Source organism: Mesorhizobium sp. M0306 (assembly GCF_040321655.1).
GTDB lineage: Bacteria > Pseudomonadota > Alphaproteobacteria > Rhizobiales > Rhizobiaceae > Mesorhizobium.
Window position 1 is genome coordinate 34,196 of record NZ_JAMYRY010000024.1, and the last position, 17,511, is coordinate 51,706.

Annotated in this window: 22 protein-coding genes; 14 read left to right on the forward strand and 8 right to left on the reverse strand. The window is 62.1% G+C overall.

Annotated features, from left to right (window positions below):
• Nucleotides 1–38: 38 nt before the first annotated feature.
• The 4 genes from NKI95_RS25495 to NKI95_RS25510 all read right to left on the reverse strand — a co-directional run bounded on the left by NKI95_RS25495 (nucleotide 39) and on the right by NKI95_RS25510 (nucleotide 1,979).
• Nucleotides 39–644, reverse strand: coding sequence for an ATP-dependent Clp protease proteolytic subunit (locus tag NKI95_RS25495; protein WP_352720142.1), 606 nt, complete (start codon nucleotides 642–644; stop codon nucleotides 39–41).
• A 26-nt stretch (nucleotides 645–670) separates the two neighbouring features.
• Nucleotides 671–1,195 carry an SRPBCC family protein gene (locus tag NKI95_RS25500; RefSeq protein WP_352720143.1) on the reverse strand — a complete coding sequence of 175 codons (525 nt, stop codon included), beginning with the start codon at nucleotides 1,193–1,195 and terminating at the stop codon, nucleotides 671–673.
• Complete coding sequence (locus NKI95_RS25505) at nucleotides 1,192–1,506, reverse strand: ArsR/SmtB family transcription factor (protein ID WP_292653450.1); 315 nt, start codon at nucleotides 1,504–1,506, stop codon at nucleotides 1,192–1,194. Before NKI95_RS25505 ends, NKI95_RS25500 begins: the two co-directional genes overlap by 4 nt.
• Nucleotides 1,507–1,589: 83 nt before the next feature.
• Complete coding sequence (locus tag NKI95_RS25510) at nucleotides 1,590–1,979, reverse strand: cupin domain-containing protein (RefSeq protein WP_352720144.1); 390 nt, start codon at nucleotides 1,977–1,979, stop codon at nucleotides 1,590–1,592.
• Between the two features lie 208 nt (nucleotides 1,980–2,187).
• Here NKI95_RS25510 and NKI95_RS25515 point away from each other — a divergent pair, with 208 nt between their 5' ends.
• Both NKI95_RS25515 and NKI95_RS25520 read left to right on the forward strand, forming a co-directional pair.
• Entirely contained in the window at nucleotides 2,188–2,700 is a 513-nt protein-coding gene (locus NKI95_RS25515) for a single-stranded DNA-binding protein (RefSeq protein WP_023674867.1), read from the forward strand.
• 123 nt (nucleotides 2,701–2,823) lie between these two features.
• Nucleotides 2,824–3,249 (forward strand): OsmC family protein, encoded by a 426-nt coding sequence (locus NKI95_RS25520; protein ID WP_352466427.1) that lies wholly within the window; start codon nucleotides 2,824–2,826, stop codon nucleotides 3,247–3,249.
• Between the two features lie 8 nt (nucleotides 3,250–3,257).
• Here NKI95_RS25520 and NKI95_RS25525 read toward each other — a convergent pair whose 3' ends face one another.
• Nucleotides 3,258–3,887, reverse strand: coding sequence for a MarC family protein (locus tag NKI95_RS25525; RefSeq protein ID WP_352720147.1), 630 nt, complete (start codon nucleotides 3,885–3,887; stop codon nucleotides 3,258–3,260).
• Between the two features lie 74 nt (nucleotides 3,888–3,961).
• Nucleotides 3,962–4,492 (reverse strand): hypothetical protein, encoded by a 531-nt coding sequence (locus NKI95_RS25530; protein WP_352720148.1) that lies wholly within the window; start codon nucleotides 4,490–4,492, stop codon nucleotides 3,962–3,964.
• Nucleotides 4,493–4,578: 86 nt separating this feature from the next.
• Between NKI95_RS25530 and NKI95_RS25535 the strand changes: the two genes are divergently transcribed.
• A complete protein-coding gene (locus NKI95_RS25535) occupies nucleotides 4,579–5,406 on the forward strand; it encodes a helix-turn-helix transcriptional regulator (protein WP_352720150.1) in 828 nt (275 codons plus the stop codon).
• Between the two features lie 148 nt (nucleotides 5,407–5,554).
• Nucleotides 5,555–8,365: a DNA gyrase subunit A gene (gene gyrA, locus NKI95_RS25540; protein WP_352720152.1), complete on the forward strand. Its 2,811-nt coding sequence runs from the start codon at nucleotides 5,555–5,557 to the stop codon at nucleotides 8,363–8,365.
• Nucleotides 8,366–8,420: 55 nt separating this feature from the next.
• Here gyrA and NKI95_RS25545 read toward each other — a convergent pair whose 3' ends face one another.
• The gene (locus tag NKI95_RS25545) at nucleotides 8,421–8,573 is read right to left on the reverse strand and encodes a hypothetical protein (protein WP_254817366.1); all 153 of its coding nucleotides are present in this window, start codon (nucleotides 8,571–8,573) and stop codon (nucleotides 8,421–8,423) included.
• A 197-nt stretch (nucleotides 8,574–8,770) separates the two neighbouring features.
• Here NKI95_RS25545 and coaD point away from each other — a divergent pair, with 197 nt between their 5' ends.
• The 8 genes from coaD to NKI95_RS25585 all read left to right on the forward strand — a co-directional run bounded on the left by coaD (nucleotide 8,771) and on the right by NKI95_RS25585 (nucleotide 14,964).
• Nucleotides 8,771–9,271 carry a pantetheine-phosphate adenylyltransferase gene (coaD, locus tag NKI95_RS25550; RefSeq protein ID WP_292653457.1) on the forward strand — a complete coding sequence of 167 codons (501 nt, stop codon included), beginning with the start codon at nucleotides 8,771–8,773 and terminating at the stop codon, nucleotides 9,269–9,271.
• 75 nt (nucleotides 9,272–9,346) lie between these two features.
• Complete coding sequence (locus tag NKI95_RS25555; protein WP_292653458.1) at nucleotides 9,347–9,937, forward strand: peptidylprolyl isomerase; 591 nt, start codon at nucleotides 9,347–9,349, stop codon at nucleotides 9,935–9,937.
• Between the two features lie 28 nt (nucleotides 9,938–9,965).
• Nucleotides 9,966–10,478, forward strand: coding sequence for a peptidylprolyl isomerase (locus NKI95_RS25560; protein ID WP_023717788.1), 513 nt, complete (start codon nucleotides 9,966–9,968; stop codon nucleotides 10,476–10,478).
• Entirely contained in the window at nucleotides 10,475–10,873 is a 399-nt protein-coding gene (locus NKI95_RS25565) for a hypothetical protein (RefSeq protein WP_352720154.1), read from the forward strand. The genes NKI95_RS25560 and NKI95_RS25565 overlap by 4 nt, the downstream gene beginning before the upstream one ends.
• Nucleotides 10,874–10,885: 12 nt before the next feature.
• Complete coding sequence (queA, locus tag NKI95_RS25570) at nucleotides 10,886–11,971, forward strand: tRNA preQ1(34) S-adenosylmethionine ribosyltransferase-isomerase QueA (RefSeq protein WP_352720156.1); 1,086 nt, start codon at nucleotides 10,886–10,888, stop codon at nucleotides 11,969–11,971.
• A complete protein-coding gene (locus NKI95_RS25575; protein ID WP_352448773.1) occupies nucleotides 11,961–12,230 on the forward strand; it encodes a hypothetical protein in 270 nt (89 codons plus the stop codon). The genes queA and NKI95_RS25575 overlap by 11 nt, the downstream gene beginning before the upstream one ends.
• Before the next feature lie 8 nt (nucleotides 12,231–12,238).
• Nucleotides 12,239–13,369 carry a tRNA guanosine(34) transglycosylase Tgt gene (gene tgt / locus NKI95_RS25580; RefSeq protein ID WP_292653462.1) on the forward strand — a complete coding sequence of 377 codons (1,131 nt, stop codon included), beginning with the start codon at nucleotides 12,239–12,241 and terminating at the stop codon, nucleotides 13,367–13,369.
• Nucleotides 13,370–13,584: 215 nt separating this feature from the next.
• A complete protein-coding gene (locus tag NKI95_RS25585; protein WP_352720158.1) occupies nucleotides 13,585–14,964 on the forward strand; it encodes a glycosyltransferase family protein in 1,380 nt (459 codons plus the stop codon).
• A gap of 28 nt (nucleotides 14,965–14,992) precedes the next feature.
• On the opposite strand, the gene NKI95_RS25590 is transcribed toward NKI95_RS25585, so the two are convergent.
• Nucleotides 14,993–15,412 (reverse strand): DUF4864 domain-containing protein, encoded by a 420-nt coding sequence (locus NKI95_RS25590; RefSeq protein WP_352720160.1) that lies wholly within the window; start codon nucleotides 15,410–15,412, stop codon nucleotides 14,993–14,995.
• Between the two features lie 243 nt (nucleotides 15,413–15,655).
• On the opposite strand from NKI95_RS25590, the gene NKI95_RS25595 reads away from it, so the two are divergent.
• Together NKI95_RS25595 and NKI95_RS25600 are read left to right on the forward strand one after the other, a co-directional pair.
• Complete coding sequence (locus NKI95_RS25595) at nucleotides 15,656–15,892, forward strand: Lrp/AsnC ligand binding domain-containing protein (RefSeq protein WP_023674883.1); 237 nt, start codon at nucleotides 15,656–15,658, stop codon at nucleotides 15,890–15,892.
• 170 nt (nucleotides 15,893–16,062) lie between these two features.
• Entirely contained in the window at nucleotides 16,063–17,475 is a 1,413-nt protein-coding gene (locus tag NKI95_RS25600) for a circularly permuted type 2 ATP-grasp protein (RefSeq protein WP_352720162.1), read from the forward strand.
• Nucleotides 17,476–17,511: the final 36 nt, after the last annotated feature.

The window sequence follows — 17,511 nt, forward strand, 5'->3', positions numbered from 1 at the left end:
GCCGGCCCTCATATCGCTCAGTTCCGTTCGAAGGTGCTTCACGCGGCCTGCTTGCGAGTGTCGAAAACATGGTCGACGAGGCCCCAATCCTTGGCCTCCTGTGCGGTCATGAAAAAGTCGCGGTCGAGCGTGCGTTCCACTTCTTCGTAGGTGCGGCCGCAATGGTGGGCGTAAAGATCGGTCATGCGCCGCTTGGTGCGAAGGATGCCCTCGGCATGGCGCTGGATGTCGGAGGCTTGGCCCTGGAAACCGCCGAGAGGCTGATGCAGCACGATGCTGGTGTTGGGTAGCGCGATACGCCGCCCTGGCGTGCCGGCCATCAAAAGGAACGAGGCCATCGAGGCGGCGAAACCCATACAAACGGTGGAGACCGGGCAACTGATATACTGCATCGTATCATAGATGGCGAAACCGCTGGTCACCACGCCGCCCGGCGAGTTGATGTAGAGCGAGACCTCCTTGTCGGGATTGTCGGATTCCAGCGACAGAAGCTGGGCGCAGACCAGCGCCGAGGTGCCGTCATCGATCGGCCCGTTGATGAAGACGATGCGCTCGCGCAGCAGCCGCGAAAATATGTCGAAGGCGCGTTCACCGCGGCTCGACTGATCGATCACCATCGGCACCAGATTGGCAAGGCCGCTCATCGTTTGTCTCCGTTGACTGTTGTCGTTCAGGCCGCGCGCAGGAAGAGGCGCGGGGTGTTTGCGGCGATCTGCTTGTGCCTGGGAGTGTGCGCTTCAAAGGAAAGCCGGCAACCGGCGCCTGCCATCGCGATCTCCGGCATCGCTGCCCCAGCAAAACCATCATGGACGATGCGCAGATGCGTGCCGCCGGAAACGGTGCGGTCAAGCGTAAAGGTGACGATGCTGTCCACTGGGCTGTCGTTCATTGGGCGGTCCACGGGGCTGCCGGGCGGCACCTGCGTACCGCCGGGCGCCGGCCGCTCCCGCCAGGAATAGCGCAGCAGCCGTCCGGGATCGGCGTCGAGGATTTCGCACTCGATCGGCGCATTCGGCGCTCTAAAGGCAAAGCGGTTGCCGATTTCGGGCTTGATGTCGTTTGGCATCATCCAGGCCGCGAGCAGGTCCGGCACCGTAAGCGCCCGCCACACCTTTTCCGGCGGCTCGGGCAGCTCGCACTCGAACTCGATCTTGTCTGCCGCCATTTCCGCGCGTTCTTTGCCTCGGCTGGTCATTGGTCCATGTCCTTCAAAACCGTCTTGAGCCTTTCGATGCGCTCTGGCCAGAACGCGCGGTAGCGTTCGATCCAGCCGAGCAGTGGCGCAAGCCCCTTCGGATCGGCGCGGTAATAGGCGTTGCGACCGGCCCGGCGCTCGACCACGAGGCCGGCGCCGCGCAGCACTGCGAGATGTTGCGATACCGCCGGCTGCGATACCGGCATGCCAGTGCGCAGTTCAGACACCGTCATCTCGCCGTCGGCGAGCCGCTCATAGACGGCGCGACGCGTTGGATCGGCCAGTGCCCGAAAAATCTCTGCTTCGATCATGCCGAAAGCATAAGTCAATACTTATCGGTTTGGCAAGCCGTGTTTTTTTAAGACAGGAGGTGTTTTTTAAGACAGGCGAGGTTTTACAAACTCGCTGAAAGCCAGCGTCTCACCATGTCGGGGGATCCGTTGAACGTCGCCTCGAAAACTGGTGACGCGAGCACGGCATGGATATGAAGCATTTCGGAGCCGACGTTTCGGAAGCCATGTTGCCTGCGCGCGGCAACAACAAGCGACTGTCCGGCAGTCAAGACGACATGCTCTTCGTCGATCCACATCTCGGCTCTGCCGGCGATGACGGTAAGCACTTCCTCGACCGGGTGCCAATGTGTCGGGGCGCCAGCCGCTGGTTCGACCCATTGTTCGAATATGCAAAGTTGAGTTGCGCCGTTGCGGGCCGAGACATGCATTCGGGTCTTTACTCCCGCCCGCCATTCTTCTTGCGGCTGATCGTCATGCGCAACCATCTTCATGCGTTCGCCTCGATCCCATGGCCTGTGGAAATTCGACGTCAAGACACTAATTCTTACTGACAACTATTGACAGTGCAGGGCCTGTACTATAGAACGAAAAGAGAACAAAAACGTTGTGGGAAAAGGCAGCGACGGCAGGCAGGGATTATCCGTAGCCTGTAAGGTGCAGCGACAGAAATCTGGTTTCGGATGAGCGCGGAGAAGTATCATGGCGGGTAGCGTCAACAAGGTCATTCTGGTGGGCAACCTCGGGGCGGACCCTGAAATCCGCCGCCTGAATTCGGGTGACCCGGTTGTCAACATTCGCATCGCGACGTCGGAAAGCTGGCGCGACAAGACATCCGGAGAGCGCAAGGAAAAGACCGAGTGGCACAATGTCGTGATCTTCAACGACCAGATCGCCAAGGTGGCCGAGCAGTATCTGAAGAAGGGCATGAAGGTCTATGTCGAGGGCCAGCTGCAGACGCGCAAATGGCAGGACCAGACCGGCAATGACCGCTATACGACCGAAGTCGTGTTGCAGAAATTCCGCGGCGAGCTGCAGATGCTCGATGCGCGGGGCGAGGGCGGCGGCCAGGTCGGCAACTATGCCGGTGGTGGTGCGAGCCGCGGTTCCGATTTCGGCCAGTCCGGCCCGGGCGAAAGTTTCAATCGCGGTGGCGCCAACAAGGGCGGCGGCGGTGGTTCGTCGCGCGAGCTGGACGACGAAATCCCGTTCTGATTTCTCGGGGCGGACTGCCCTTGCGGCGAAAAGCGCCAGCACCTTGGCCACGAAATGGCGTCCCGAAAATCTGTCTTGGATTTTCGGGACGTTGTGCGTTTGAGCGGTGAAAGGACGTATCAAGTGAAAGCAAGGGTCAAATGGGTCGAGGAGCGCACCTTCGTTGGCGAGTCCGCCAGTGGGCACAAGCTGGTGCTAGGCACTGCGTTCGGGCCGGAGGGCAAGACGCCGGGGCCGAGCCCAATGGAACTGGTGCTGATCGGTACCGGCGGCTGCTCGGCCTATGACGTGGTCCATATCCTCGAAAAGGGGCGCGAGGCGGTTGACGATTGTGTGGTCGAACTCGATGCCGACCGTGCAGAAGCCGATCCCAAGGTGTTCACCCGCATCCACATGCATTTTGTCGTCAAGGGCCGGGCGCTGTCACACGACAAGGTGAAGCGGGCGATCGGGCTTTCGATCGAGAAATACTGCTCGGCCTCGGCAATGATGGCCAAGACCGCCGAGATCACCCACGACTTCGAAGTCATTGAAACGACAGCGAAGTAGGGCAGTTCCTACGTCGCCATCAGCGCCTTGATGCCGTCGGCCACGAACTGTACGGCGAGCGCCGCCAGGATGACGCCGAGCAGCCGTGTCAGGATCGAACGGCCGGTTTGGCCGAGGATACGGTCGATGCGCTCTGACAGCACGAACACCAGGTAAGTGATGACAAGGCAGATGGCGATGATGCCGACAAGTGCTGTCTGCGCGCCAAAACCCTGAAACGAGCTTGAGAGCAGGACGGTCGCCGAAATTGCGCCGGGACCGGCAATAAGCGGGATCGCCAGCGGAAAGGCGGCGATGTTGTGGATCATATCCCTGGTGATGGCGACGTCGCCGATCTTCTCCTTGCGGTCCTGCCGGCGCTCGAACACCATTTCGAAGGCGATGAAGAACAGCAGAAAGCCGCCGGCGACGCGAAAGGCCGGCAGGGTGATGCCGAAGACTGACAGGATCGACGCGCCAGCGATTGCGAACAACGCCATCACCAGGAAAGCGATGATCGAAGCGCGCACGGAGACCTGGTTGCGCTCCTTGCGGTTCATGCCGCGGGTCACGGCAAGGAAGAGCGGCGCCAGGCCGGGCGGATCGATCGTCACCAGTATGGTGACGAAGGCGTTGAACAGGCTGTCGAAGCTCGGCATGCTGACCCTCCCCGCCGGCAATGCCGGATAACGGGATTGGTAGAGCAAAGCGGAGCCAGTGGAAACCGTGCGGATCAGGGGCTCGCGGCGCGCCGCGCCAGAAACTCGACTTCGAGACGCCAGGTGGCGCCGTCGTCCTGTGAGCGTTCGCCCAGCCAGCGGAACGAATTTTCGGTGATGCGCGAAAAGCTCCAGCGCACAGCAGATCCGGTGCCGTCTGCGCCTTGCTGGATGATGGTGTCGCCCTCGGCACGGCCGAGCTGGCGGCTGTAGTACTGGCTGCGCGGATCGCTCCAGAAGATGTGCCAGGCGTCGACGCCGGGGTCGTAGACGCGCAACGTCGTGCCATAAAAGGTCCATTTGCCGAGCGACGGCGAGGCGCCGGCGTCACGGGCGGGCAGGATCCATACGTCCTGGATGGCCCGGCCTTCGAGCACCCAGCCGAAATGCACCTCGCCGCGCCCGGTCAGCACCTGGCCGTCCTCGAGATGGCGCGTGGCGTCGAACGTCCAGGCGCCGACGAAGCGGCCGTAAAGGTTTAGTTTCTCGGCAAGGGCCGGTACGGGTCCATCGCTGTGCAGGGCCTTGGCAAAGAAATTGGACATGGCTTCGCTCTCATCTTGTCAGTAGACCGGCAAGCGTAGAGGTCGACAGGGGTTCTGCGCTTGGGAAAAATTGCTATATTTCGGCGATGGCGACGAGCGCGCATAGGCTGGCGTCGGGCCGAGGCTGGCAGGTGTCGGATGTCATCTGCACCGCCAGCGCCGCCGACAGGCCATTCGAGGAGGAGCATCGGGATTTCTGCGTCGCCGCCGTAACCAGCGGCACCTTCCGCTATCGTGCGCGCCAGGGCACGGCGATGCTGGCGCCGGGAGCGCTCCTGCTCGGCAATCCCGGCACATGCTACGAATGCGGCCATGAGCATGGCGCCGGCGACCGTTGCCTCTCCTTCCATTTCGGACCGGCCTATATGGAGCGGATCGTCGCCGACGTGCCGGGCGCGAAGCAGCTCGATTTCCGCACGCCGCGCCTGCCGCCCTTGCCGGCGCTGGTGCCGCTGCTCGCCGAAGCGGAGGCGGCGCGCGAGATGGCCGACACCGGCGCGTTCGAGGAACTCGCCCTGCGCATTGCCGGTGCGGCGGTGACAGCGGCTTGCAGCGCTACGGAAGGACAGAGCGCGCCGAGCCGCCGTGACCAGAAGCGCGTCGCCGAAGCGGTCCGGCGCATCGAAGTCGATGCCGACCGGCCGATCTCGCTTGCCGAACTCGCCGACGAGACCGCCACCAGCCCCTATCATTTCCTGCGCACCTTCCGGCACGTCGCCGGCATGACGCCCTACCAGTTTCTGCTGAGAGCGCGGCTGCACAGGGCTTCCGTGCGGCTGCGGACGTCGGATCAGACGATTTCGGCGATCGCCTTTGCAGCAGGATTCAACGATCTGTCGACCTTCAATCGCCGTTTCCGGCGGCTGATGGGCGAGGCACCGGGTACTTATCGCGCCCGCCGGCGACGCTCGTGAAAGCGAGCCACTGCCATATCGTCGCAATTGGTGTATCCTTTTGAATTTGCCGCTAAAAACCACACTGGAAAACTGCCGCGATTGTTGGAGTTTCGGGCCGGCTTCCTATATAAGCACCAAGTGATTCCTGATTAGATTGTGATCCGATTTGACCGACCAAAAGACACCGCGCGGCGCCGACGGCGGCCCCACCGGCATCGAGCCGATATCCATCATCGAGGAGATGCAGCGCTCCTATCTCGATTACGCCATGAGCGTGATCGTCAGCCGCGCGCTGCCGGACGTGCGCGATGGCCTCAAGCCGGTGCATCGCCGCATCCTCTACGCCGCCTATGAGAGCGGCTATCACTGGAACCGCAAATATGTGAAATCGGCACGCCCGGTCGCCGACGTGATGGGTAAATACCATCCGCATGGCGACGCCTCGATCTACGACGCTTTGGTGCGCATGGCGCAGGACTGGTCGCTGCGCGTGCCGCTGATCGACGGGCAGGGCAATTTCGGCTCGATCGACGGCGATCCGCCGGCGGCGATGCGCTACACGGAATCGCGGCTGACCAAGGTCGCGCATGAGTTGCTGGAAGACATCGACAAGGACACCGTCGATTTCCAGGACACTTACGATGCGTCGGGCAGCGAACCGAAAGTCCTGCCGGCGCGCTTTCCGAACCTGTTGGTCAACGGCTCCGGCGGTATCGCCGTCGGCATGGCCACCAACATCCCGCCGCACAATCTGGGCGAGGTTTGCAACGGCGCCATTGCCCTCATCGACAATCCGGCGATCGATCTGCCGGCACTGATGGAGATTATTCCGGGGCCGGATTTCCCGACCGGCGGCATCGTGCTCGGCCGCTCCGGCATCTACAGCGCCTATTCGACCGGCCGCGGCTCCATCGTCATGCGCGGCCGCGTCAACGTCGAGGCGCGCGGCAACGACCGTGAATCGATCGTCATCACCGAAGTTCCCTATCAGGTGAACAAGGCGTCTATGATCGAGAAGATGGCCGAGCTGGTGCGCGACAAGCGCATCGAAGGCATTTCCGACATTCGCGACGAGAGCGACCGCCAGGGCTACCGCGTCGTCATCGAACTGAAGCGCGACGCGGTCGCCGATGTCATCCTCAACCAGCTCTACCGCTTCACCCCGCTGCAGACGTCCTTCGGCGCCAACATGGTGGCGCTGAACGGCGGCAAGCCGGAATTGCTGACGCTGACCGACATGCTGAAGGCGTTCGTCGCCTTCCGTGAAGAGGTGATCAGCCGGCGCACGAAATTCCTGCTGCGGAAGGCGCGCGACCGCGCCCATGTGCTGGTCGGCCTTGCCATCGCCGTTGCCAACATCGATGAAGTCATCAAGCTGATCCGCAGCGCTCCGGACCCGCAGACGGCACGCGAGCAGTTGATGGAGCGGCGCTGGCCTTCGGGCGACGTGGAATCGCTGATTCTTTTGATCGACGACCCGCGCCATCGCATCAACGAGGGCGGCACCTACAATCTCTCCGAGGAACAGGCGCGCGCCATCCTCGAACTGCGCCTGCAGCGCCTGACCGCGCTCGGCCGCGACGAGATCGCCGACGAACTGAACACGATCGGCGACGAGATCAAGGATTATCTCGATATCCTGTCGTCCCGCGCCCGCATCCAGCAGATCGTCAAGGACGAGCTCATCGCCGTGCGTGACGAATTCGGCACGCCGCGCCGCACCGAGCTCGCCGAGGGCGGGGCGGACATGGAAGACGAGGATCTGATCCAGCGCGAGGACATGGTCGTCACGGTGAGCCATTCCGGCTATATCAAGCGCGTGCCGCTGTCACTCTACCGGGCGCAGCGCCGCGGCGGCAAGGGCCGCTCCGGCATGTCGACCAAGGAAGAGGATTTCGTCACCCGGCTGTTCGTCGCGAACACGCACACGCCGGTGCTGTTCTTCTCCTCGCGCGGCATCGTCTACAAGGAAAAGGTCTGGCGCCTGCCGATCGGCAACCCGCAATCGCGCGGCAAGGCGCTGATCAATATGCTGCCGCTCGAACAGGGCGAGCGCATCACCACCATCATGCCGCTGCCGGAGGATGAGACCAGCTGGGGCGAGCTCGACGTGATGTTTGCCACCACGCGCGGCACCGTGCGCCGCAACAAGCTTTCGGACTTCGTCCAGGTCAACCGCAACGGCAAGATTGCCATGAAGCTGGACGAGGAAGGCGACGAGATCCTCGGCGTCGAGACCTGCACCGACAATGAGGACGTGCTTTTGACGGCAAGTTCCGGCCAGTGCATCCGCTTTCCGGTCAGCGACGTACGCGTCTTCCAGAGCCGCAATTCGGTCGGCGTGCGTGGCATTGCAATGGCCGATGGCGACAGGGTGATCTCGATGGCGGTGATCGAGCATGTCGATGCACCGCCGGCGGAGCGTGCCGCCTACCTCAAGCGGGTGGTGGCCGAACGCCGGCTTGCCGCCGACATCGCGGCCGGCGAGGAGGAGGAAATCCAGCTCACCAATGAGGAGGTCGGCGAAGAGGCGGAGCTTTCCGACGAGCGCTACGAATTCCTCAAGGCACATGAGCAGTTCGTGCTGACGGTGACGGAATATGGCTACGGCAAGCGTTCGTCGTCCTACGATTTCCGTCTGACCGGCCGTGGCGGCAAGGGTATTCGTGCCACCGACGTGTCGAAAACGGCCGAAATCGGCCGCCTGGTGGCGACCTTCCCGGTCGGCAATGACGATCAGATCATGCTGGTTTCGGATGGCGGCACCGTTATCCGCGTCCCGGTCAACGGTATTCGTTTCGCCAGCCGCGCCACCAAGGGCGTTACCATCTTCAATACCGCAGAGGACGAGAAGGTCGTTTCGGTGGAGCGGATTTCAGAGCCGCAAGCGGACGAGGAGATCGAAGAGAGTGTCGAGGTTGAAGGTGGCGCTGTTACCGATGCCGAAGGTGGGGAGCCTGACACTACCGTCGAGTGAGTTTGCCACGGCGGCGCAGCCCTATGGGCCGGCGTTGTGAAGAAACCCCGGCAATCTAGAAGTGGCGATAAGGCTTGCGGTTGCCGAAGCCTTCGAACCGCTTGGTATTGGCCTTGGCGCGGACGCGCTGTGCTTCCTGATGCAACCCGAATACGGTAGCGATCAGCATGGCGACGGTCATTGCGGTGGCGAGCATGTAGATCAGCATGTGCGTGTTCTCCTGCGCCTAACAACGATTAGATGGGTGTTTGGTTTCATCTTCTGCAGCTGCAAACTTAGTGAACACTGCGTGAAGCCGTTGTGAGCGGCACATTCATCTGTCGTTCACGTAGGCCAAAAGGTTCATGGGGCGGGCCTGCCGATCGGATTTGCCTTTAGGGGAGAGGCTCGCTAGAAGCACCTGCCATGACCGAACGCATCGCCCTTTATGCCGGCTCTTTCGACCCGCTGACCAACGGCCATCTCGACGTGCTGAAGGCGTCGCTGGCCGTGGCGGATACCATCTATGCGGCGATCGGCATCCATCCCGGCAAGAAGCCGCTGTTTTCCTTCGAGGAACGGGTCGATCTTATCGAAACGGCCGCGAAGGCGGAATTCGGCAGCGACGGTGCGCGTATCAAAGTAGTCGACTTCGACGGGCTGGTCATCGACGCAGCCAGGAAGCATGGCGCCTCGATCATGATCCGCGGCCTGCGCGACGGCACCGATCTCGACTATGAGATGCAGATGGCCGGCATGAACGAGACCATGGCACCGGAGCTGCAGACGGTTTTCCTGCCCGCCAGCCCCTCGGTGCGCACCATTACCGCCACACTTGTGCGCCAGATAGCTTCGATGGGAGGCGACATCCGCCCCTTCGTGCCGGCGGCCGTGGCCGGCGCGCTCACCGCCAAATTCGCGAAATAAATGCATGTCGCCCAAAAGTGGAACCCGGCTTTGGGTAACGACTTGCATGAACGAAGATATTCGGAGAAAGATCCCATGCAGCTGAAAAAGCTTGCCTTCTTGCTTGCCGTGCTTGCCGGTCTTGTGACCGCATCCGTGTCGGCGTTTGCCGCCGATCCGGAAAACACCATGATCGTAACGCTGAAGGACGGCGACGTGACCATCGCGCTGAGGCCCGACCTTGCGCCGAAGCATGTCGCGCAGATCAAAAAGCTGGTGCGCCAGGGCGCCTACGACAACGTCGCCTTCCACCGCGTCATCGACGGCTTCATGGCACAGACCGGCGACGTCAAGTTCGGCAACATGAAGAGCGGCTTCAATGCCGACGCGGTCGGCACCGGCGGCTCCGATCTTCCTGACCTGCCGGCCGAATTCTCCAGCACCGAGCACTACCAGCGCGGCGTGGTCGGCATGGCCCGCTCCGACGATCCGAATTCCGCCAATTCGCAATTCTTCATCATGTTCGCGCCGGCACCGCCGCTCGATGGCCAGTACACCATCGTTGGCAATGTGGTCAGCGGCATGGAGCTGGTGGACCACATCAAGAAAGGCGAAGAGGCGCAGAACGGGACGGTGACCGACCCCGATCGCATGATCAAGGTGCGCATCGCCGCCGACGGCAAATAAACCCAAGTTTCAAAAGGATATTTCTGACATGGCCGAGATCAAGGACCGCGAGAACGCGCTCATCATGGACACGACCAAGGGCAAGGTCGTCATCGAATTGTTTCCAGACCTGGCGCCCGGCCATGTCGGCCGCATCAAGGAGCTGGCGCGCGAAGGCGCCTATGACGGTGTGGTCTTCCACCGCGTCATCGACGGCTTCATGGCGCAGACCGGCGACGTCAAGTTCGGCAACTCCAACAAGCCGTCTTTCGCACCGACCCGCGCCGGTACGGGCGGTTCCGACAAGCCCGACTTGAAGGCCGAGTTCTCCAACGCCAACCACGGCCGCGGCACCTGCTCGATGGCGCGCTCGCAGAACCCGAACTCGGCCAATTCGCAGTTCTTCATCTGCTTCGACGATGCCGCCTTCCTCAACCGCCAGTACACGGTATGGGGCCAGGTCATCGAAGGCATGGACAATGTCGACAAGATCAAGCGCGGCGAACCGGTGCAGGATCCCGACAAGATCGTGTCGCTCAAGGTAGCGGCCGACGTGAAATGACCGGCCGGGCTGTCGCGGCCATCGCATTTGTGCTCGTCGCGGCGGCCACGCCGGCGCTGGCGACGGAATCGATCGTTTGCAGCGCCGACGGCGGCGCGGCATCGATCGACGTTTTGATGGGACACACGGCCGTCATTGCGGTGGCGCGCGTGTGGCTGGATGCCGGCGGCAAGACATGGACCACGGACGGCCAGCCGGGTTCAACGAAAGTGATCGTCGGACAGGCATTCGAAGACGACGAGCGTATGCTGATCGATCTCACTGATGAGGGCCTCAGCTCGATCGTCGCCAGATTGCGGCTGGTCAAAGCCAGCGAGCAGTCCAGTTTCGCGATGGGCGGCACATTGAGCATAGACGGTGTCGGCGCCTGGGCGGTGACCTGCCCGGAACCTTGAGGCGGGGATTTCTTGCGCGTCGATCTTTTCGACTTCGATCTGCCGGAAGAGCGCATCGCGCTTCGCCCAGCCGAACCGCGCGACAGCGCCAGGATGCTGGTGGTCAGGCCGGGTGAGGGGTTCGAGGACCGGACGGTGCGCGACCTGCCGTCCCTGCTCAAGGCCGGTGATGTGCTGGCCTTCAACGACACCAAGGTTATTCCGGCACAACTGAAGGGCATCAGGCGGCGCGGCGAGGCGGCGACGCAGGTCGAAGCCACGCTGCATATGCGGACGGCGCCCGACCGGTGGCTCGCCTTCATGCGGCCCGGCAAGCGCGTCGCCGCCGGCGATCGCATCCATTTCGGTCATGATGCCAATTCCTGCTTTCTCGGCCAGCTCGACGCGACCGTGATCGAGAAGGGGGAAGGTGGCGAGGTGCTGCTCGGCTTCGACCTGTCAGGTCCGTTCCTCGACGAGGCGCTGCACGCCGTCGGGCATATCCCGCTGCCGCCCTACATCGCCTCCAGGCGCGACGACGACGAACGTGACCGGAGCGACTACCAGACCATCTATGCCAGGGAGGAGGGCGCCGTGGCCGCGCCGACGGCAGGGCTGCATTTCACGCCGGAGCTGTTTGCGACGCTCGACGCCGAGGGCATAGAGCGCCGTTTCGTCACGCTGCATGTCGGCGCCGGCACGTTTTTGCCGGTGAAGGCGGACGACACCGCCGACCACAAGATGCACGCCGAAACCGGTTCGGTCAGCCCGGAAACCGCCGAGGCGCTGAATGCGGCGAAGGCAAAAGGAGGGCGCATTATCGCTGTCGGCACGACATCGCTGCGCTTGTTGGAGAGCGCGGCTGGCGAGGACGGCAGGCTGGCAGCATGGTCAGGCCCGACCGACATCTTCATCACGCCCGGCTATCGCTTCAAGACCGCAGACATGCTGATGACCAATTTCCATCTGCCGCGTTCGACGCTGTTCATGCTGGTTTCGGCCTTCTGCGGTTTGCAGACGATGCGCGCGGCCTATGCGCATGCGATCGAGAACCGCTACAGGTTTTATTCCTATGGAGACGCAAGTCTTCTGTTCAGGAAGGATACCGATGGACGATGACCTTGAAACCTTCGACCGCGAAGCCTTGATCGCCGAGGTCAGGAAACTGCGCGCCGGCATCCGCCAACACCGCGACGCCACCGGCCACGATCTGTGCTGGCATCATCCCGACCTGTGGTCGCTTTTGCCCGAAAAGACCGAGCCGGCGATTGCCGTGCCGCCGTGGCCGAAATTCATGCGCGGCTGCATCCGCTACCGCCAGTCGCTCGATAAGCAGGCTCCGGACGCGCCGGTATTCGACAAGGAGTTCGATGGCTAGGGAATTCAATGACTAACGCATTCACCTTCACGGTGCTGGCGACCGACGGCAGGGCGCGGCGTGGTGTAATCACCATGCCGCGCGGCGAAATCCGCACGCCTGCCTTCATGCCGGTCGGCACCGGCGGCACGGTGAAGGCCATGTATATGGATCAGGTGCGCGGCGTCGGCTCGGACATCATCCTTGGCAATACCTATCACCTGATGCTGAGACCCGGCGCCGAGCGCGTGGCTCGGCTCGGCGGCTTGCATGAATTCGCCTGCTGGCCGTATCCGATCCTCACCGACAGCGGCGGCTTCCAAGTGATGTCGCTGTCGAAGCTGCGGAAACTGACCGAGAATGGCGTGACCTTCCGTTCGCATATCGACGGCGGCGCCTACGAGATGTCGCCGGAGCGTTCCATCGAGATCCAGGGGCTGCTCGATTCAGACATCCAGATGCAGCTCGACGAGTGCACGGCGCTGCCGGCCAAGGAAAAAGAGATCGAGCGCGCCATGGAACTGTCGCTGCGCTGGGCCGAGCGCTGCAAGGCGGCATTCGGCGAGCAGCCCGGCAAGGCGATGTTCGGCATTGTGCAAGGCGGCGACGTGCCGGATCTGCGGCTGCGCTCGGCGCAGGCGCTGAAGGCAATGGAGCTGAAGGGCTATGCGATCGGCGGGCTGGCTGTCGGCGAGCCGCAAGCGGTGATGCTGGAGATGCTCGACATCACTTGCCCGGAGCTGCCGGCTGACCGGCCGCGCTACCTGATGGGTGTCGGCACGCCGGACGATATCTTGAAGTCGGTGGCGCGCGGCATCGACATGTTCGACTGCGTGATGCCGACGCGGGCAGGGCGCCATGGCCTTGCCTACACACGGCGCGGCAAGGTCAATCTGCGCAACGCCCGCCATGCCGACGATCCGCGCCCGCTCGATGAGGAAAGCGACTGCCCGGCCGCACGCGACTATTCGCGGGCCTATTTGCACCATCTGGTGCGCTCGCAAGAGGCGCTTGGGGCGATGCTCCTGACCTGGAACAATCTGTCCTATTACCAGCAGCTGATGCGCGACATTCGTGAAGCGATCGAGGCTGGCAGGTTCGCCGAACAAGCCGAGATCATCACGCAGCAATGGGCAAACGGTGACCTCGCCGTCCGGTAGGCATGCTCGCCAGGAATCCGGCTCCAGCGAGGAGCTGCACCTGCCATGAACTGTTTTGAAACGTCTGCCTAATAAGCATTGCCGGACAACGTTGGGCGAGGATCAAGAACCTGTTCGTTTCGGGGCAAGTTTCAGTTCCTGGCACGACGGTGCGGACGAATGGCATCGCTTCGCCTTCGTCTTCCGTGGCGGTCCAGCAATGGACGGCGGGGTCGTTGCTTGCCGCTCTGGTGATCGCCGTGACCGGTCTGGTCTTGCGCTTGCTTGGCGCGCGCGGCGACCTTTGGCTGGACGAGATCTGGAGCTTTGCGCTGATCGAGCCGCTGACCTCGATCGGTCAGATATTCTGGCGCGTCAATCACGACAACAATCATTTCCTCAACTCGGTCTATCTCTATCTCATCGGCCCCGACGCTTCGCCGCTGATCCAGCGAGGCCTGTCGATAGCATTAGGTGTTGCCACGATCGGTGCGGCGGCAGCGAGCGCCGCATCGCGCGGACGACAGGCGATGATTGCCACAAGCCTGTTGTTTGCCGTGAGCTATCCAATGGTCCATTACGGCTCGGAGGCGCGCGGCTACGCCGGCCTTGTGCTGTTCACGCTGCTTTCGGTGGTTTTTCTAGAGCGCCGACTCGACAATAAACGGTGGTCTGGAATGGCCTTGGCAGCGGCGATCCTTTTCGGGTTCCTATGCCACCTCACCATGATCGGAATGGTGGCAGTCCTCGCAACCTGGACCGCGTGGCTCGCCTGGCAGCGTACGGCGCGGGCCGGCCGTGTCGTTGCGGACCTGGCGTCGATCTTCCTGCCGGCCCTGCTTGCCGTGCTGCCGCTGGCTGTCTGCGTGTTTGTCGGCGGCAGGCTGTTCGGCTTCAGTGTCGGTGGTGTTTCGCCGTTCTCGATTGCCGCCTTCGCGCAGGGCTATGGCGGGATGATCCGCTCTCTGTTCGGGCTGCCACCCTGGTTCGGCGACGGGCCCTATATCGTTGCCGCCTGTGGTCTTGTCGGCCTCTCCGCCGGTGTCTGGCGCGGTCGCCGGGCCAGCCTTTATGCCATCGGGATTATCGGACTGCCTTTGCTCATGGCGGCGGCACATCTGCCCAACCTCGAGTTCCCGCGCTATTTCATCATCAGCGGAACATTGCTGCTGCTCTGGGCCGGCGAGATGATTGGCCGCGGCCTGGATGCGCGCGGGACTGCCAGGCTACTTGCGATGGGGGCGCTGGCGATCGTGGTGAGTGGAAGCATTTCGTCGCTGCTCCAGTTCTATCAGTACGGACGCGGCTCGTACGCTGCTATGGTCGACGAGATGACCAGAAGTGGCGCTGCCACCTATGCCAGCAACAGTGATTTCCGCACCGCCATGGTCGTCGACTATTTTGCGGCGCGAATGGATCGTCGGGCATTGCTGGTTCCAGACGACAGGTTGTGCACCGAACGGCCCGCCTGGCTGATCCTCGAGGGGGACGTGGACAAACAAGCCGAACATGTCGAACCGGCGGCCGCATGCGCTCTGGCCTATGAACGGGCCGACGCGTCGAGACATTGGGGGTTTTCAGGCCTGAGCTGGACGCTCTACCGGCGACAGGATTGAGGCAGCTTTGCCCCTCCTCAAGCGCCCCTCAGGTGCTGAGCGACGTGGACGCGCGCAGGCTGCAGCCGGTGATCCGAAAGCTGCCGTCAGGCTGTAATTCGAGCGTGTAGACCGCCTCGTAGTCCTTGCCATCCGGGCCGACGATCAGCACCTGCTGGACGATCGAGGTCGGGCTCGTCTCGCGAACCTTGCCGAAGGAGTAGGTCTGCGGTTGGCGCACCGGCGGATAGCCGTTGGTCACCATGTTCATGAAGGTATCGACGGTCGGAAAGATGCGTTTCACATTCGGTGCGGCAAAGCTGTAGGCCGTCGCTCCATCATTGGCGATGAAGGCCTTCAATTGACCATCGATGACCGTCTGCGCCGCTGTGACTTCGGCGTCGCCGGCGAACGCCGGGGATGCGAAAATGAGTGGAATGACTGCGAATGCGAAAAACGCGCGGCGCATGGCCTGTCTCCGTTGTCCCTGAGAAATCGCTGTCCGAAGGTACATGATACCATACGCTTTGCCGTGCTTCAGGGTTTCAGCCGAGCGCAAACATTCGGCGCGGCAGTCCGTGTCCAGACCGAGAAAGCGTCGCCGAGGCGAGAATTGCCTGAGCGATGGCCGATGCTTGAAAGGCGGGCGTCAGTCTGCCACAAGGGCCGCTCGATTATACCTAGAGCGTGCGATCTTGGGCAGGACCAGGCAATGAAGGCATTTTTCGTGCAGATAAAGTGCGATCTGGGCAAGGCCTATGACGTTGCCAGCGCTTTGGCCGATGCCGAGATCGCTTCGGAAATCTACTCGACAGCCGGAAACTACGACCTGCTCGCTAAATTCTATGTCGACGACGAGGAAGACATCGGCCATTTCGTCAACGAGAAAGTGCAGATTCTCCCGGGCATAAAGGACACGTTCACGGTCGTCACCTTTCGCGCCTTTTGACCTCGTTCGGCATTGCCCGGACACCAGGCAAAGCCTGATCAAGGCCCTATTGGTGCTGCCTTAATTTTAGGCAAGAGCGATATACTGATAGCCGGCGCCCGCCAAATCACCGATTGCGCTTGATTTTCTCCAGCGAGGCCAGTGAAATGGCGTCACAGGGGAGTATGCGATTGGCAGCGTTCGACGAAATGCTTCCGGAAGTTTCCGGGCTGAGAAAACCGTATTCGGCTTACGATCGCTGGCTGAAGGAACAGGACCCGGCCAGGCTTACCGAGAAGATGCAGGACGCCGAACGCGTCTTTCGCAAGACCGGCATCACTTTCGCCGTCTACGGCGAGCAGGAAGCATCGGAGCGGCTGATACCCTTTGACATCGTTCCGCGCATCATTTCGGGCAATGAATGGCGACGGCTGACGCAAGGCATCGAGCAGCGCGTCCAGGCGCTGAACGCCTTTCTCGACGACATCTACCATCGCCAGGAGATCTTGCGCGCCGGCCGGGTGCCGAAGGAGTTGATCGCCAAGAACGAGGCGTTCCTGCCCGAGATGATCGGGGTTCGGCCGCCGGCCGGCGTCTATACCCACATCATCGGCGTCGACATCGTACGCATCAGCGAGAACGAGTTCTACGTGCTGGAGGACAATGCGCGCACGCCGTCCGGCGTCTCCTACATGCTGGAGAACCGCGAGACGATGATGCAGCTCTTTCCCGAGTTGTTCCAGCAGATCAAGGTGCGGCCGGTGGAGAATTATCCGCAGCTCTTGCGCCAGTCGCTGGCGGCGGTGCGGCCGCAAAGCACCAAGGGCACGCCGACCATTGCCGTGCTGACGCCGGGCAGCTTCAACTCAGCCTATTTCGAACATGCCTTCCTTGCCGACCAGATGGGCGTGCAGCTTGTTGAAGGACAGGATCTGCGCGTCGTCGATGGTCATGTCGCGATGCGCACTACCGAGGGCTACAAGCAGATCGATGTGCTCTACCGGCGTGTCGACGACTCGTTCCTCGATCCGCTGACCTTCCGCCCCGACTCGGCACTTGGCGTGCCGGGCATTATGGACGTCTACCGCGCCGGCAATATCACCATCGCCAATGCGCCGGGAACCGGCATCGCCGACGACAAGGCGATCTATTCGTACATGCCCGAAATCGTCGAATTCTACACCGGCCGCAAGGCGATGCTTGGCAACATCCCGACCTGGCGCTGCTCGGAGCCGGACAGCCTGAAATATGTGCTGGAGCACATCGACGAACTGGTGATCAAGGAAGTCCACGGGTCCGGCGGTTACGGCATGCTGGTCGGTCCGGCGGCGACCAAGAAGGAATGCGAAGAGTTTTCCAAAAAGCTCGCAGCAAAACCGTCGAACTACATTGCCCAGCCGACGCTGGCGCTGTCGACCTGTCCGATCCTGACGGACAAGGGACTGGCGCCGCGCCATGTCGATCTGCGCCCCTATGTGCTGGTTTCCGACCGTATTCAGATCGTGCCCGGCGGGCTGACCCGAGTAGCGCTCAAGGAAGGCTCTCTGGTCGTCAATTCCTCGCAAGGCGGCGGCACGAAGGATACGTGGGTGTTGGATGATTAGAGAGTGAATAGTGAATAGTGAATAGTGAATAGATAA